Source organism: Comamonas sp., from assembly GCF_036643215.1.
Taxonomy (GTDB): domain Bacteria; phylum Pseudomonadota; class Gammaproteobacteria; order Burkholderiales; family Burkholderiaceae_C; genus Comamonas.
Map to the genome: position 1 here is coordinate 1 of NZ_JAVXSJ010000043.1, position 17,403 is coordinate 17,403.

The 17,403-nt window shown below is 59.5% G+C and carries 11 protein-coding genes and 1 pseudogene; 10 read left to right on the forward strand and 2 right to left on the reverse strand.

Features of this window, described 5'->3' with window-relative positions; all coding sequences use genetic code 11:
• Positions 1 to 328 (reverse strand): annotated as a pseudogene (locus RSF91_RS18170) (hypothetical protein); the annotation flags it as partial.
• 213 nt (positions 329 to 541) lie between these two features.
• A complete protein-coding gene (ffh, locus tag RSF91_RS18175) occupies positions 542 to 1,933 on the reverse strand; it encodes a signal recognition particle protein (protein WP_332569735.1) in 1,392 nt (463 codons plus the stop codon).
• Between the two features lie 365 nt (positions 1,934 to 2,298).
• Between ffh and RSF91_RS18180 the strand changes: the two genes are divergently transcribed.
• The 10 genes from RSF91_RS18180 to RSF91_RS18225 all read left to right on the forward strand — a co-directional run.
• On the forward strand, positions 2,299 to 6,114 hold the full coding sequence (locus RSF91_RS18180) for a response regulator (RefSeq protein WP_332569736.1): 3,816 nt from the start codon (positions 2,299 to 2,301) through the stop codon (positions 6,112 to 6,114).
• A 40-nt stretch (positions 6,115 to 6,154) separates the two neighbouring features.
• Positions 6,155 to 7,084 (forward strand): GGDEF domain-containing response regulator, encoded by a 930-nt coding sequence (locus RSF91_RS18185; RefSeq protein WP_332569737.1) that lies wholly within the window; start codon positions 6,155 to 6,157, stop codon positions 7,082 to 7,084.
• Between the two features lie 58 nt (positions 7,085 to 7,142).
• A complete protein-coding gene (locus tag RSF91_RS18190) occupies positions 7,143 to 7,949 on the forward strand; it encodes a cytochrome C assembly family protein (protein ID WP_332569738.1) in 807 nt (268 codons plus the stop codon).
• On the forward strand, positions 7,946 to 8,197 hold the full coding sequence (locus tag RSF91_RS18195) for a PP0621 family protein (protein ID WP_332569739.1): 252 nt from the start codon (positions 7,946 to 7,948) through the stop codon (positions 8,195 to 8,197). Before RSF91_RS18190 ends, RSF91_RS18195 begins: the two co-directional genes overlap by 4 nt.
• A gap of 4 nt (positions 8,198 to 8,201) precedes the next feature.
• A complete protein-coding gene (locus tag RSF91_RS18200) occupies positions 8,202 to 10,004 on the forward strand; it encodes a sensor histidine kinase (RefSeq protein ID WP_332569740.1) in 1,803 nt (600 codons plus the stop codon).
• Between the two features lie 47 nt (positions 10,005 to 10,051).
• Entirely contained in the window at positions 10,052 to 11,506 is a 1,455-nt protein-coding gene (locus tag RSF91_RS18205) for a sigma-54-dependent transcriptional regulator (protein ID WP_332569744.1), read from the forward strand.
• Positions 11,499 to 12,137 carry a 1,6-anhydro-N-acetylmuramyl-L-alanine amidase AmpD gene (gene ampD, locus RSF91_RS18210; protein ID WP_332569741.1) on the forward strand — a complete coding sequence of 213 codons (639 nt, stop codon included), beginning with the start codon at positions 11,499 to 11,501 and terminating at the stop codon, positions 12,135 to 12,137. Before RSF91_RS18205 ends, ampD begins: the two co-directional genes overlap by 8 nt.
• 522 nt (positions 12,138 to 12,659) lie before the next feature.
• A complete protein-coding gene (locus tag RSF91_RS18215) occupies positions 12,660 to 15,557 on the forward strand; it encodes a ribonucleoside-diphosphate reductase subunit alpha (protein WP_332569742.1) in 2,898 nt (965 codons plus the stop codon).
• 217 nt (positions 15,558 to 15,774) lie between these two features.
• On the forward strand, positions 15,775 to 16,863 hold the full coding sequence (locus RSF91_RS18220; RefSeq protein WP_099735737.1) for a ribonucleotide-diphosphate reductase subunit beta: 1,089 nt from the start codon (positions 15,775 to 15,777) through the stop codon (positions 16,861 to 16,863).
• A 176-nt stretch (positions 16,864 to 17,039) separates the two neighbouring features.
• The coding region (locus RSF91_RS18225) for a hypothetical protein (RefSeq protein ID WP_332569743.1) at positions 17,040 to 17,403 on the forward strand (364 nt) is incomplete at its 3' end.

Consider the following 17,403-nt stretch of genomic DNA (forward strand, 5'->3'; position numbering starts at 1 on the left):
TCAAACCGCTGCAGTCAAAACCACCTTCGGGCGAGTTGCCGCCATAGGTATAGGGTGTATTGACCACCAGCATGGTGCGCGCCAGCAGTGACTCGCGCAGATCATCGGAAAGATTGAGCGCCTGGGGCGAGCGCGGGCCACCGACTTGTGCGGCGGGCTTGGCCTTCTCCTTGGGCGCGGATGAGCATCCGGCCAGCACCGCAGCCAACGAGCCGACCAGGGCCAGCGTGCAGGCACGGCGACCGGAGTTGAGTGCATTGCGTTCAACGTTCAGCGCTTCGCTGAAGGCGATCTCGCCCTGCATGGGAGTCCAGACTTGTAGCTTCATGGATGGGCATGTTCGCAGAAAGCGCGGCCCGGCTCCAGCTTGAGGTCTGCGGCTTTACAAAAATATGAGCTGATAGCGCATGATTCAGCTCACATTTACCAATAAAAACATCTAAAAACCAATTCAATCAATCGCCAGCAGCTCATTTTTTATGAGCAATCCATGAAAAAAGCGCCCCCATGTGGAGCGCTTCTTGCGAGTGGGTAGAGCCGATCAGAATGGCAGCTTGGGCATGCCGCCACCGCCCATCATGCCCTTCATGGCCTTCATGCCGCCCATTTTCTTCATCATCTTCATCAGGCCGCCGCCCTTGAACTTCTTCATCATGGTCTGCATTTGCTCAAACTCCTTGAGCAAACGGTTCACTTCCTGAACCTGCACGCCAGCGCCGTCAGCAATGCGCTTTTTGCGTGTGGCCTTGATGAGCGCGGGGTGCTTGCGCTCCTTGAGCGTCATGGAGCAGATGATGCCTTCCTTGCGCTTGATTTCGCGCTCGGCCTTGTCCATGTCCACGGCACCGGCCTTGCCGGCCAATTCGGCAGGTAACTTATCCATTAACTGAGACAGACCGCCCATGGACTTCATCTGCTGCAGCTGCGCCAGAAAGTCGTTCAGATCGAAGCCGTCGCCGCTTTTCAGCTTCTCGGCCATCTTCTGCGCGGCTTCCATGTCCACGCCCTTGGTGACCTGCTCGACCAGGGCCACGATGTCGCCCATGCCCAGCACGCGCTGTGCGTGGCGGTCGGCGTCGAAGACTTCCAGGCCATCGAGCTTTTCGGAGACACCGGCAAACTTGATGGGCGCGCCCGTGATCTGGCGCACGGACAGAGCCGCACCACCGCGCGAGTCACCGTCAAGCTTGGTCAGGACGATACCGGTCAGCGGCAGCGCTTCCTTGAAGGCCTTGGCGGTGTTGATCGCATCCTGACCCTGCATGGCATCCACCACGAACAGGGTTTCAACGGGCTTCAGGATGGAGTGCAAGTCCTTGATTTCGGCCATCAACAGTTCGTCAATGGCCAGGCGGCCGGCCGTATCGACCAGCAGCACATCAAAGTAATGCTTTTTGGCGTAGTCCAGCGCAGCGATGGCGATGTCGCGGGGCTTTTGGTCGGGCGTGGACGGGAACCACTCGGCACCAGCCTGTGCTGTCACGGTCTTGAGCTGTTCGATCGCTGCAGGGCGGTACACGTCACCCGAGACCGTCAGCACTTTTTTCTTGCGCTTTTCGATCAGGTGCTTGGCCAGCTTGGCAGTGGTAGTGGTCTTACCGGCACCTTGCAGACCGGCCATCAAGATGATGGCGGGCGGCTGGGCATTGAGGTTGATGTCCGCCACACCCTCACCCATGGTGGCCGACAGCTCTTTGTTGACGATGGAGACCAGCACCTGGCCGGGCTGCAGCGAGCTGATGACTTCCTGGCCCAGCGCCTTTTCCTTGACGCGGGCAATGAAGTCGCGCACCACGGGCAGGGCCACGTCGGCCTCAAGCAGGGCCATGCGCACTTCGCGCAGCATGTCCTGCACGTTGGATTCGGTAATGCGGGCCTGGCCACGCATCTCCTTGACGAGGCGCGAGAGTTTATCGGTCAGTGCGGAGGCCATAGACAAAAAGCATTCGAAAGTTGTGGACAGACAAGAAACAGAGCGCGAGCCAGCATGCGCCGGTCGCCACACAGCCTGCAGACATTGCCGGGCCGTCCATCACCGAGACAAGGCAAAGCTGTGCGAATAAGGCATTTTACCCGCACCCCCTTCTATAGAGGGTGTTGGTGCCTGTTTACGCCCGCCCGGACTCCGCTCTGCCACCCTTCTCTCTATGGCAACTCAGCAAAACCGCCCAGCAACGCACTGTTTCGCAGGGTTCTGGCGAGGTTGTTATTAAGTGCTACACAGGTAACATCGACAGCATCATCCTGCTTCGGGGACTGCCGCTAGACCACTGGCGCTCCCTAAATCCAAGGCGCTTCATGTCTGACCAGTTGCTGTACCGTCACTTTCTCGATCACTTCGCTGACGCTTTCTTTCTGCATGACGACTGCGGCCAATTGCTGGATGTCAACATGCAAGCCTGTGAAAGTCTGGGCTACAGCCGTGATGAGTTGCTGCAGCTGAAGGTCCAGAGCTTCTCAAAAAACTATGACGAGCAGGCGCTGGTAGGACTATGGAAATCGGTGGCTCCCGGCTTCAATACCGTTGTGGAGAACTACCACACCCGCAAAAACGGCACGATTTACCCCGTCGAGATCAAGCTTGCATGCCAGCTAGTTGAAGGGCGCAAGCTCTTTTACGCCATGGCCAGAGATATTTCTGAGCGTGTGCGACGTGAAGAAGAAATCCGCGAGCTCAATATCGAGCTTGAGCAGCGCTGGAAAGACTCCAGCCGGCTGCTGAACTCCGTCATGCGAGACACACCCGACATCGTTTTTGTCAAAGACCTGCACGGCCGCTACCTGTTCTCCAACCCTGCCGCCGACAAAGTGGCGGGCTTTGCAGAAGGGACACTGGTCGGCAAGACAGATCAAGACATCTGGAGTGGCAACAACAACTTTGCCACCGACGATGCCCGTGCCATACAAAGCGAGAAACCCATCATTTCCGAAGGCTACGTGAAGATGGACGGGAAGAAGTGCCTGTTCCAGTCCATCAAGAGCCCCTACCACGACGAGAACGGCAACGTGATTGGTCTGCTGGGCATCGCACGAGACATCACCGCTTTGCGAGCCACCGAGAAAGAGCTGCGTACCAGCAACCATTTTTTGCGTCGGGCCGAGCGCTTATCGCGCATCGGCAGCTGGCGGCTGGACCTGAAAACCGGCGAATTCTGGGCATCAGAGATGATGTACGAGATGAACGGGGCCGACCCCAAGGGCCCCCAGCTGACCCCCGACGACCTGCGCCGCCTGATGCCGCCCGAAGATCACGCCCGCGTGGCGGCGGCCATCAACCTCTGCGCACAGACGGGGCAGTCCTATGCACTGGATGTCACCCATACCACCCCTGATCGCGGCAGCTTTCCGGCGTCTATCTTGGGACAGGCCGATCGGGACGCCCAAGGCAACATCATCGGCATCAGCGGCGTGGTGCAAGACCTTTCAGAGCGCGAAGCAGCCAAGCAGCGGCTTGAAGCCGTGGCCGACAACCTGCCCAGCGGCGCCATCTTCCGCCTTGAGAGCGCTGGGGGATCGCAGCGCCTGAGCTACATCAGCACAGGTGTGGAAAAGCTCATGGGCATCAAGGCCACCGCCATCATTGCCAACCAGCAGGTCTATCTGGATCGCATTCACCCCAGCGATATCGCCCAGTACAAAATTTTGATGGAAGAGGCACAGCAGCAAAACAAGCTGTTTGACCACAGCTTTCGCATCATCCGCCCCAACGGCGTCATGCGCTGGCTGCGCTGCCGCTCAGCTCCGCGCCACACCGAAACAGGCACGGTCTGGGATGGCATCCTGCTAGACATCTCCCGCGAGCGAGAGGCCGAGATAGCCTTGCAGCAAGCCAAGGAAGCTGCAGAGACTGCCGAGCGCACCAAGTCGGAATTTCTGGCCACCATGAGCCATGAGATCCGCACGCCCATGAATACCGTCATAGGCATGACGCGCCTGGTGCAGCAAACCCCGCTTTCGCCCAAGCAGCGCAACTATCTGGACAAGGTAGAGCTGTCTGCCAACGCGCTGCTGTCCATCATCAATGACATTCTTGACTACTCCAAGATTGAAGCCGGCATGCTGGAGCTGGAGAGCGTGGAGTTTGCGCTGGACGATATTCTGGAGACAGTCTCCGCCGTTACCACACTAAAAGCCGAAGAAAAAGGGCTGGAGATTGTGTACTCCGTATCGCCAGAAGTGCCGCGACATTTGTGCGGCGACCCGCTGCGCCTGAGCCAGGTACTCAACAACCTGGTGAGCAATGCCATCAAATTCACCCATCAGGGCGAAGTGGTGGTGTCGATTGAGAAAGAGCGCCCCGCCATTGCGCGTGCCAGCACGGGTGTGGACGAGGTTCAGACCCTTTTGATTACCGTGCGTGACACCGGCATCGGCATGAATCAGGCGCAGATTCAGCAGCTATTTCGCCCCTTTTCTCAGGCCGACAGCCAGACCACGCGCCGCTATGGCGGCACCGGGCTGGGGCTGGCCATCTGCAACCGTCTGGTGCAGTTGATGGGGGGGCGCTTTGATGTGTTCAGCGCGCCCGGGCGCGGCAGCACTTTCCGCTTTGCGGTGCAGATGATGGCGACCAGCCAGCCGACCAAGCGCCCGCAGATCTACCGCGTGGGGGCCGCCAATAGAGTGCTGATCGTGGACGATAACGCCAGCGCCCGCGACATTCTCAGCACCATGGTGCGCGGCTTTGGCATGCGCACCGATGCGGTTGACAGCGGCGACAAGGCGCTGGCTGCACTGCACCTCGCATCGCACAGCGGCTCACCCTATGACCTGGTGCTGATGGACTGGCGCATGCCCGGCATGGATGGTCTTGAGGCAGCGCGACGCATTCGTGAAGTGGAGCACTTGGCCACCATTCCCGCCGTACTCATGGTCACCGCCTACGGTCGCGACGAGGTGCAAAGACAAGCCGAGCAACTGGGCCTGCAAGGCTTGCTGACCAAGCCCGTCACAGAGTCCGTGCTGTTCAACTCGATTCTGGAAATCTTGCAGGCACACAGCCCAGGCCACCAAGCCACTGCCTCGGCCAGCATGGCGGACATATCGCTAAGCAAGCGCTACCCAGAACTCAAGGGCAAGCGCGTGCTCGTCGTCGATGACAACGCCCTGAACCGCGAAGTGGCGGCAGACTTTCTGGAACTGGTCGGCATTCAGGTCGAGCTGGCCACCGATGGCGCGCAGGCGCTGAAGGTGCTGGAAAAGCAGTCTTTTGACCTGGTACTGATGGATGTGCACATGCCTAATATGGATGGCATGCAGGCCACACGCGCCATACGCCAGCACCCCTCCCTGCACAACCTGCCAGTGATTGCGCTGACCGCGCAGGCCCGCACTGAAGACCGCGAGGCCATTGAAACCGCAGGCATGAATGCGCACCTGAGCAAGCCCATTGACGACAAGTTGCTCTATGAAACGCTATGCCAATGGATGACTCCTGATGCCTCTGCAGTACAGCACGCATCCTCGCCCGCCCTGCAGCCCCAGCAGGTAAGCCCCCCCGCTTTTGACCTCTCGCAGATGCAGCAGCGCTTTCGCGGCAACACTAATCTGATCAGCCGCGTGCTCAATGGCTTTGCGCGCGACTTCGTTGAGGCGCCATCCCATCTGCAGGAATACCTGTCGCAAAGCCGCTGGCAAGACCTGGGCATGCTAGCCCATACCCTCAAAGGCTCACTGGGCTACCTGGGCGCACCGGCCTTGATGGAGCAGGCCTCTCAAATTGAATCGGCCTGCCGCACGCCTCAGGGCAGCATGAATCTGCCTCAGGCATCACACCAGCATCTGCAGCAGCAAGTGCCCATCTTTGCCGAGCAGCTGGCGCAACTGCTCAAGCAACTGCCAGAAGCGGCTGCAGAGACTACGTCCCCGGCTCCTGCCGTGGCCGCCAACTCTCTTGCCAGAGTCGAAGCCATGATCGAAGAGCTGCGCCAGCTCATTGCCGATGGCAACTACGCCGCTGTGGAAGGGTTTGAACGCCTGCAGCACCTGCTGGATCAACGTCTGTATGGCGCGCAGTTGCAGCAAATTCGCAAAAATATCGAAGATCTGGAGGCTGATGCTGCTTTGCAGGACCTTGACCTGCTCAAGCAACAGCTGCATCAGACCGCCACCTGACTCTGCACACCCTTGCCCCTCCATCTGTAAAGCACTGCCTATGTTGGAAGACCTGGAACAAGACCTGCCCACCCTGCTCATCGTTGATGATGAGCGTGTCAACCGCACCATGCTGGCAGAGCTGCTGGGCCAGCAATACCGGGTTTTGCTGGCCAAGGATGGCCACAGCGCTCTGACCATTGCCAGCCGTGAGGCCCACCGCCTGATGCTGATTTTGCTCGACGTCAGCATGCCCGGCATGGATGGCTACGAAGTGCTGGCCCAGTTACGCAGCAATGAAGCTACGGCAGCAATCGCGATTATTTTCATCACCGGGCAAAGCGATGCCGCCGCCGAAGAGTACGGCCTGCGCCTTGGCGCGGCGGACTATGTCTCCAAACCCATTCGCCCTGCCGTGGTGAGTGTGCGCGTACGCAACCAGATTCAGATGGCCCAGCAGCGCCGTGCACTGGAGCGCCTGGCCCATGTGGACGGGCTGACCAGCCTCTCCAACCGCCGCCACTTTGATGACATGCTGCAGCGCACCAGCCGCCGCTGCATTCGCACTGGCGAGGTGCTGGGGCTGGCGCTGATCGATATTGACCATTTCAAGCAATACAACGACCAGTACGGCCATTTGCAAGGGGATGAAGCTCTCAAATCTGTAGCAGCAACGCTGGCACACCATGCCCGGCGCTCTTTCGATATTGCGGCCCGCTTTGGCGGCGAAGAATTTGCGCTCATCCTGCCCGGCAATACCGAGCCACAGACGCTGGTGGAGCAGTTCCGCGAAAGCGTGGCCGAGCTGGGCATCGCCCATGCCGCATCGGGCACGGCAAAGCACCTGACGGTCAGTTGCGGAGTGCTGACCATCGCACAGCCCACGCCGGAAACCTTTGAGGAATGGCTGCAAAAAGTCGATGAACTGCTCTACAAAGCCAAGACACAAGGCCGTAATCAGGTGCAGTCTGCGCTTTATGCGAAAAATTGACACGCCCGCACTCCCCTGCAAAAGATGAGTGCCAGCCAGCCGCACTATCATTGAAAGCATGCTTTCCCAACCGCTCACCGCAGCCAGCCCCATGGCCTGGATTCTGGCCATTGCGGCAGCCATTGCCTACGCCCTCCCCGCACTTGCCACGCAACACCTGCAAGAAACAGGCGCGCGCCACTGCCTGCGCCTGGCCTGGGCCTTGCACGCCCTGTTTCTGGGCTGGGGCCTGCTGGGCGAGTTTCCGCGCTTTGGCTTCGCCCCCGCACTCTCCATCACCGCCTGGCTGGTGCTAACCGTCTATGTGGTCGAGCAGCAGCTCTACCCCCAGCTCAGCTCGCGCTGGCCACTTTCCATCATGGGCAGCCTGGCGGTCTTGCTGGCCGTGGTGTTTCCGGGCTCTCCCCTGCATGTCGATGCCTCGCCTTGGCTGCCGCTGCACCTGGCCCTTGGCATTGCTTCGTACGGACTGTTTGCCGCAGCCGTCGTCCACGCCGCGCTGATGAGCCATGCCGAGCGGCAAATGCGTCAAGGTGCTGACCATGAGGGCGGCCTGCCCCTGCTCACACTGGAGCGCCTGACGTTCCGCTTTGTGGGCGCAGGCTTTATCTTGCTGACCGCCACGCTGGCTGCTGGCTGGTTTTTTGGTGAGCAGCTTTATGGCAAGAGCTGGGTGTGGAATCACAAGTCCGTGTTCTCCCTGCTCTCCTGGGTCGCTTTCGCGGTGCTGCTGTTTGGCCGCAACCGCTTTGGCTGGCGCGGGCAAAGCGCCGTGCGCGTGCTGTATATCGGCGCCATCTTTCTGCTGCTGGCCTATGTAGGCTCGCGCTTTGTCGCTGAAGTTCTGCTGGAGCGCATCGCATGAAGTACCTGCTCGTATTGCTGGTCATCGTGGTGGCCGTCGGAATCTGGCGCAACAAGCGCCGGGCCGAAGTAGCTGAGCGCAAAGCGACTGCCCCCACGCCTGCGCCAGCCCTCAAGCAACCGCAAAACATGGTGGCCTGCGCCCACTGCGGCCTTCACCTCCCTCAGGCAGATGCGGTGGCAGACAGCGCAAACCAGTACTACTGCAGCGCAGAGCACCGCAGCCTGGCGCAGCAATCCCGGCCCTGAACCCGTGGTGAATTCCGCTTCGCCCTGGCAGCACACCGCCATTCCACTGGATACCGCCATTAGCCGCCGGGCCGACGCCAGCCTCAACGCTCCGTTTGTGCGCCTGTGGCAGGCATTTTTAAGCGGCCGCGTTTTTCTGGCGCTGGCCTTAATCTTGCTGCAGGCTCTGAATCTGCAATTGCAAAACATCAGCTCGCCAGTGGTCTGGCTGGTCTGCTTTGTCTATCTGATTCTGACCACGGTGCAGCGACTGTTCGCAGGCAAGCATCTGCCCGCGCCGCGTGCCGCCCTGCAATGGCTGCCAGTGATCGGCGTAGACATTGCCGTGATTTTTCTGCTGCAGATTTTCCAGGTGGGATCGCTCAACTACACCGCTCTGCTGGCCATTCCCATCCTAATTTCTGCAGCGCTGGGCGGCCTGATGCTCGCGTTTGGGACCACGGCCTGTATTACGCTGCTGACGCTAACCCACACCTTCTGGCTCTACCACGGCGGGCTCAGCGATGCCGCTCAGGCCTACTATCAGACCGCATTTTCTTCGGCGGGTTATTTCTGCGTAGCCTATCTCACGCACGAGCTGGCCAAACGCGTCAGGCGCGAGCGCTCTCAGTCACTGTTCAACCGCCTGCGCACTCAGACGCAGGAGCAGGTCAATAGTCTGGTCATCAACCATTTCTCGGATGGTGTTCTGGTGGTCGACTCCAGCCTGCAAGTGCTGCAGGCCAACCCCGCCGCTCTGCAATTACTGAATCTTCCACCCGAACACACCCAGCCCTTCTCCCTGCAAGCTCATAGCGGGTGGGAGCCTTTGGCGGATGCCGCGCAGGCCAGCTTTGCCCACGCCCGCCCTTTGTCGGCCACGATTCACCTACAGGCCACCGAGCATCGCGGCCCCACGGGAATCAATGTGCGCACCCGCATCACCGAAGTTGCCGCCCCCTATCTGGATGAAGAGCCTCAAACTGAGGCCGGCCACTCACTCTGCGTCATGTTCCTGCATGACCTGCGCGAGATGGAAGCACAGCTGCGCACCGAAAAACTGGCATCCATGGGCCGCATGTCTGCGGCCGTGGCGCATGAGATACGCAACCCGCTGGCTGCCATTACGCAAGCCAATGCGCTATTGGCCGAAGACCTCGTCAGCCAGCCCGGCCCCCAGCAGCTTTGCCGCATCGTGGGCCAGAACGCAGACCGTCTGGCCCGCATTGCCGAAGAAATTCTCAATCTGGCACGGGTGCAGCAGGGTGTAGAAACCCATCAGGGCCAGTCCCTGCCGCTCGATACCCTGCTCACCCAGATCTGCAACGAATGGCGCGGGCAGTCCACGCCATCTCGCCAGCTTTTGCTGCAGCTCAATGCAACCGCACGGCATATCGTGTTTGATGAGGAGCATCTGCGCCGCGTGCTGATCAATCTGCTGGACAATGCCCAGCGCCACCGCAGCAATGCCGACAATGAGGTCGGCCTGCAGTTGGTCAGCGGCCACGGCCCGCTCAATACCCAGATGCCCGGCCTGCCTGAAGACGATATCTGCTGGTTCATGGTCTGGAGCAACGGCGCACCGCTGGAAGCCAGCGTAGAGCGCCACCTGTTTGAGCCATTTTTCTCCTCGCAAAGCCGCTCCAGCGGTCTGGGTCTGTATATCTGCCGTGAGCTATGTCAGCGCTACGATGCCACCATCAGCTACCTGCGCCTTGCCCGCAGCACGCCAGAAGGTGATGTCGATGGCAATGCATTTATCGTGACCCTGCGCAGCGGCCCGTCGACCCTCGCAAGCCGCACTCTTTTTGACTCGATCATGGTGTAAGCCTAGTGACCTTTTTGCCTACTGCATCCACAAGCGCCACCATTTTGGTGGTCGATGATGAGCCCGATCTGCGCACACTTTATGAGCTGACCTTGCTCAGGGAGGGCTATCGCGTAGAGACAGCCGGATCGGTGCAAGAAGGCTCAGCGCAGCTGCAAAGCCAGCACTTTGATGTGGTGATCACCGACATGCGACTGCCCGACGGCGTTGGCATGGAGCTGCTGCTGCTGCTGCGCGAACAGTCGCGCACCGAGCGCTGTATCGTCATGACCGCCTACGGCTCTGCCGAAAATGCGGTCGAGGCCTTGCGCGCAGGCGCGTTTGACTATCTGACCAAACCTGTAGACCTGCGTCAGTTCCGCCAAGTCGTTGCCTCTGCCGTTCAAGGCATTGGTGCCGTGCCCGCCCCCGGTACACCCCAGGCGACGGCAACAGCAGCCAGCGGCAGCCAGGAGTTCAACACCAGCGCCCTGCAGGCACTGGTCGGTAATTCTCAGGCAATGCAACTGGTCAAGCAGCGAATTGCCAAGGTCGCCAAGGGAATGGCCCCGGTGCTGATTCATGGTGAGTCCGGCACGGGGAAAGAGCTGGTGGCCCGCGCCCTGCACGCCTGCAGCCAGCGCGCCAGTGGCCCCATGGTGGCAGTGAACTGTGGCGCCATTCCTGAAAATCTGCTGGAGGCCGAATTCTTCGGTGCACGCAAAGGCTCATACACCGGCGCGACACAGGACAGGCCCGGATACTTTCAGGCCGCACAGGGCGGCACGCTGTTCCTCGATGAAATTGGCGACCTGCCGCTGGCCATGCAGGCCAAGCTGCTGCGCGCCATTCAGGAGCGCAAGATTCGACCCTTGGGCAGCACGCAGGAAGAGTCTGTCGATGTTCGCATCGTCAGCGCCACCCACCGTGATCTGGGCACCGAAGTTCAGAGCGGAAACTTCCGCCAGGACTTGTACTACCGACTCAATGTCATTGAAATCGAGCTGCCAGCCCTGCGTGAGCGCCGCGAAGACCTGAGCCTGCTGTGTCAGGCTCTGCTCAAAAAACTGGCCAAAGAATCGGGTCTGGCCACGCCTGCACTGGATGAGGCCAGCCTCGCCCAGATCGCCTTGCTCCCCTTACCCGGCAATGTGCGCGAGCTGGAAAATGTGCTGCACCGCGCGATTGCGCTGGGTGATGATGGCCCGCTGCGCATTCCGCCAAGCGGCCAGCAGTCCAGCAACGAAAGCGCAGCCAGCCAGGCATTGACCGCCGCGCCGCACTCACTGCAAGAAGCACCCGCAGAAAGCCCCACCCCAGCGGGCCTGCCCGAAAACCTGCAGGGCTGGCTGGACGAGCAAGAGCGCAGCATTCTGGTCAGAGCGCTGCAGGACAACGGTTTCAACCGCACCGCGACTGCGGCAAGACTCGGCATCAGCCTGCGCCAGATTCGTTATCGGATTGACCGTCTAGGCATAGACCTGCCCGCCGAGGGCGGCAAGCACCAAACTGACAATGCCTGATTCTGTGCCGCACGACGCCTCCCAATTACCAGAAAAGTCGCCAGACCAGTCTTTGGAGTGGGCTTCCGGCTGGTACCAACCTGCCCAGCAGCTCGCCTCGCCCAACTTTGGCCCGCGCCCTGATGGCGCACTGATCGACCTTGTCGTTGTTCACTCCATCAGCCTGCCGCCGGGCCAGTACGGAACGGGGGCCGTTCAGCAGCTCTTCAGCAATCAGCTGGACTGGGATGCCCACCCTTACTACCAAGGCATTCGCGGGCTGGAAGTGTCATCTCACTTCTTTATTACCCGCCAGGGTGAGATCTGGCAATTTGTCAGTTGCGATGACCGTGCATGGCACGCCGGCATCAGCCAGTGGCGGGGCCGTGACCGCTGCAACGACGACTCCATTGGCATTGAACTCGAAGGCCTTGAAGGCCTGAGCTTTGAAGCACCCCAATATCAGGCCTTGCAGCGGCTTTGCCAGGCCATTGCCGCGCAATACGCTATTCGCTACATCGCCGGCCACGAGCACATTGCACCGGGGCGCAAGCAAGACCCTGGCCCCGGCTTTGACTGGGCGCAACTTCAGCAGCAGCTGAGCGCTGACAACGGCACACAGGTCTGGGAATTCCCTCCACGACCCGCCTGAGGCTCAGAGACCGCACATATATCAGGAGCATATAGCGCCTGTTATTCGGCGGTTTCAGCCAGATATGTGACTGAAGAGCACGACTGAATTGCGCAAGCCGCTCATATTTTATGAGTGAGCACTTCGACTTCTGGGTTCACATTCAAGCCCTCACTGTCAATGGCGCGCACGCAACATCTGTCGTCTGTCGCAAACACCTAAATTTTTTACAAATTTACGGCTCTGAATCTGCTGCACCGCAACCACGCCACAGCCCTTGATTCATGCGGGATGAAGGCTTTTTTCAAGCTGTCAAGCGACTGCTCAAATATCCGTTTCAGTAGTTTCATCAGGTCAGCAAGTTTGAAGAGCGATACACTACCGGTAGTGTTTGAGAGCGCCTTAGACCCCACATCTAGTGTTTACAAGTTGTGCACACCCTGTGCAAACCATGTGTAGACCTTGGCGCCAAATCTTGTTTTTGACGGCCTGCCCAGAGTGCAGGCCTTTGTCTGCTATCCACAAATTGATTCCGAGGAACTTATGCAAGAAGCGTTGAACTCACTGCCTTCTGCCGCGCCTGCCAGCGCAGCTGATTCTTCCTCCCCAAATGACAACTACCAGATCATTCGCCGCAGCGGTGATGTGGTGGCGTTCGCCCCCCAGAAGATTGCCATCGCCCTGACCAAGGCCTTTCTGGCCGTGCGCGGCGCACAAGGCGCTGCTTCTGCCAGCGTTCGCGATACCGTCAACGAACTGACCGAAGGCGTGGTGCGCGCCCTGTTGCGCTCGCGCCCTGAAGGCGGCACCTTCCACATTGAAGACGTGCAAGACCAGGTTGAACTGGGCCTGATGCGTGGTGGTCACCAGGATGTGGCCCGCGCCTATGTGCTGTACCGCGAGCGCCGCAACCAGGAGCGCGCCGAGCAGAAGAAGGCCGCCGAAGTGGCCGCTGCCGCTGTCTCCGCCAAGCCCGTGCTGCATGTGACCGAAAACGGCCAGCGCGTGCCTATGAACCAGGAACTGCTGCAAGCATTGATCCAGTCGTCTTGCCGCAACCTGAATGCCGACATTCAGGCCGCGCCCATCATGGCTGAGACCCTGCGCAACCTGTACGACGGCGTGCCACTGGCCGAGGTCTACAAGGCATCCATTCTGGCTGCCCGCACGCTGATCGAAAAAGATCCCGACTACACCTACGTCACCGCCCGCCTGCTGCTGCACACCATCGTGCGCGAAGTCATGCTGCGCGATGTGCAGCCTGCCGACATGCAGACCGCCTACACCGAGTACTTCCCTGGCTTCATCCAGAAGGGCGTGGACAACGAACTGCTCAACCCCGAGCTGCTGAACTACGACCTGCCCCGTCTGGCCAAGGCCCTGAAGGCCGAGCGCGACGAACAGTTCGACTACCTGGGTCTGCAGACGCTGTACGACCGCTACTTCCTGCACGTCAAGAAGACTCGCATCGAGCTGCCCCAGTCCTTCTTCATGCGCGTGGCCATGGGCCTGGCGCTGCAAGAAGATGACCGCAACGCGCGCGCCATCGAGTTCTACGAGCTGCTGTCTTCGTTCGACTTCATGTCGTCCACCCCCACGCTGTTCAACAGCGGCACACTGCGCTCGCAGCTGTCGTCCTGCTACCTGACCACCGTGCCCGACGATCTGGACGGCATCTACGAGTCCATCAAGGAAAACGCCCTGCTGTCCAAGTTTGCGGGCGGCCTGGGCAATGACTGGACACGCGTGCGTGCTCTGGGTTCGCGCATCAAGGGCACGAACGGCGAGTCGCAAGGCGTTGTGCCTTTCCTCAAGGTCGTCAACGACACGGCTGTGGCCGTGAACCAGGGCGGCAAGCGCAAGGGCGCTGTCTGTACCTATCTGGAAACATGGCACCTGGACATCGAAGAGTTCCTGGAGCTGCGCAAGAACACCGGCGATGACCGCCGCCGCACCCACGACATGAACACGGCTAACTGGATTCCAGACCTGTTCATGAAGCGCGTGATGGAAAAGGGCAACTGGACTCTGTTCTCGCCCTGCGATGTGCCCGACCTGCACGACCTGTTTGGTGCCGAGTTCGAGAAGGCCTATCTGGCCTACGAAGCCAAGGCTGCCGCCGGTGAACTCAAACTGCACAAGACACTGCCTGCCACCGACCTGTGGCGCAAGATGCTCTCGATGCTGTTCGAGACTGGCCACCCTTGGATCACCTTCAAGGATCCTTGCAACATCCGTTCGCCCCAGCAACACGTGGGCGTGGTGCACTCGTCCAACCTGTGCACCGAGATCACGCTGAACACCAGCGACACCGAAACCGCAGTGTGCAACCTGGGCTCCGTGAATCTGGTTCAGCACATCAAGGACGGCAAGATCGACCACGACAAGCTGCGCAAGACGGTGACCACCGCCATGCGCATGCTGGACAACGTCATCGACATCAATTACTACGCCGTGGCCAAGGCCAAGGAATCCAATCTGCGCCACCGCCCTGTGGGCATGGGCCTGATGGGCTTCCAGGATGCGCTGTATGAAATGCGCACCGCCTACGCCAGCGAAGGCGCTGTCGAGTTTGCCGACCAGGCCATGGAAGCGATCTGCTACTACGCCTACTGGGCCTCGACCGAGCTGTCCAAGGAACGCGGCACTTACTCCACCTTTAAGGGCTCACTGTGGGATCAGGGCATCCTGCCCCCAGACACACTGAAGCTGCTGGAAAAGGCCCGCGGCGGCTATGTGGAAGTGGACCGCTCCGCTCAGATGGACTGGGATGCTCTGCGCGCCAAGATCGCCAAAGACGGCATGCGCAACAGCAACTGCGTGGCCATTGCGCCTACGGCCACCATCTCCAACATCGTGGGTGTGGATGCATCGATCGAACCTTCGTTCGGCAACCTGTCCGTGAAGTCCAACCTGTCGGGCGAGTTCACCGTCATCAACCAGTACCTGGTGCGTGATCTGAAGCGTCTGGGCCTGTGGGATGACGTGATGGTCATGGACCTGAAGCACTTCGACGGTTCGCTGCGCGCCATCGACCGTGTGCCAGAAGAGATCAAGAGCCTCTACGCCACCGCGTTTGAAGTCTCGCCTGAGTGGCTGGTGGAAGCCGCCTCGCGTCGTCAGAAGTGGATCGACCAGGCACAGAGCCTGAACATCTACATGGCCGGCGCATCGGGCAAGAAGCTGCACGACACCTACATGCTGGCATGGGTTCGTGGCCTCAAGACCACTTACTACCTGCGCACCACCAGCGCGACCCAGATTGAAAAATCTACTGTACAAAGCCGCACGCTGAATGCGGTGTCCTCCGCTGCTCCTGCGGCTGCCAAGCCTGCGATGAGCGCGCTGGAAGCTGCCGCTGCTGCTGCCCGTGCACAGGCTCCTGCAACGGATGTGAAGTTCTGCGCGATTGACGACCCAGGCTGCGAGGCTTGCCAGTAATTAACGACACCCCCTGAGGCGCTTTGCGCCTTCCCCCTCTCACTACGCGCTGCGCGCTACGGGAGGGGGACGACACCTTCGCCGCAAGGCGGCTCTTGCTTGGTGTCCCTGGGGTGGATAGCGCCAGTTTTGAACTGACGCTTAAAAAACTAGATGAATCTAAAGGCTGGATGTCGATTGCATTGCACCCAGCTTTTTCCCATTAAGGAATACCTTCATGCTGAGCTTTGACGACGACACCTTTGCCCCTTCCGCTGCCAGCGCAGAAGCCGAAGCACCGACCACCCACAAGCGCGTGAATGCTGCAGACAAACGCATCATCAACGCCAAGACCGACGTGAACCAGCTGGTTCCCTTCAAGTACAAGTGGGCCTGGGAAAAGTATCTGGCCACCTGCGCCAACCACTGGATGCCGCAGGAAGTGAACATGACCCGCGACATCGCTTTGTGGAAGGACCCCAATGGTCTGACCGAAGACGAGCGCCGCATCATCAAGCGCAACCTCGGCTTCTTCGTGACCGCAGACTCGCTGGCCGCCAACAACATCGTGCTGGGCACCTACCGCCACATCACGGCCCCCGAGTGCCGCCAGTTCCTGCTGCGCCAAGCGTTTGAAGAAGCCATTCACACACACGCCTACCAGTACATCGTGGAGTCGCTGGGTCTGGATGAATCGGAAATCTTCAACGCCTACAACGAAGTCAAATCCATCCGCGACAAGGACGAGTTCCTGATCCCCTTCATCGAAGCGATCATGGACCCCAACTTCAAGACTGGCACCCACGAAACCGACCAGACCTTGCTCAAGTCGCTGATCGTTTTTGCCTGCCTGATGGAAGGTCTGTTCTTCTACGTGGGCTTCACGCAAATTCTGGCACTGGGTCGTCAGAACAAGATGACCGGCGCTGCAGAGCAGTACCAGTACATCCTGCGCGACGAGTCCATGCACTGCAACTTCGGCATCGACTTGATCAACCAGCTCAAGCTCGAAAATCCCAACCTGTGGACAGCCGAGTTCAAGCAAGAAATCACAGCGCTGTTCCAGAAGGCTGTCGAGCTCGAATATCAATACGCTGAAGACACCATGCCACGCGGCGTGCTGGGCATGAATGCGTCGATGTTCAAGGGCTATCTGCGCTACATCGCCAACCGCCGCGCCACGCAAATTGGTCTGGAAGAATTGTTCCCCGGCGAAGAAAATCCCTTCCCCTGGATGAGCGAGATGATCGATTTGAAGAAAGAACGTAACTTCTTTGAGACACGAGTGATCGAGTATCAGACCGGAGGCGCACTTTCTTGGGATTAATTGCTTCTAAGCAGGCACAATGCGAGTCATGACTTGCTTCACTTCATTGCTATAAAAACTGAGGTTTTGGCGTGAAGCAAATTTGTGTTCCTAGCGATACGTAACTCCACATCGCTTTGAATCGTCCGGCCATAAAAAAGCCGGGCGTCTTATGCAAATCAACGAAGGAGAAAATGATGGCAACTGCGAAGAAGACGGCCGCCAAGGCCACACCCGAGAAAAAAATAACTGCCAAGAAGGCGGCCGCGCCCAAGGCTGAAGCTGCAAAGAAGACAACAGCAACAAAGACTGCCGCTGCCCCCAAGGCTGCTGCTCCCGCCAAGAAGGCTGCAACGACTGCTAAGGCCGCTGCTCCCGCCAAGAAGGCTGCAACAACTGCCAAGGCTGCTGCTCCTAAGAAGGCTGCAACGACTGCCAAGGCCGCTGCTCCTAAGAAGGCTGCAACTGCTGTCAAGGCCGCTGCTCCTAAGAAGGCTGCAACGACTGCCAAGGCTGCTGCTCCTAAGAAGGCTGCAACAACCGCCAAGGCTGCTGCTCCTA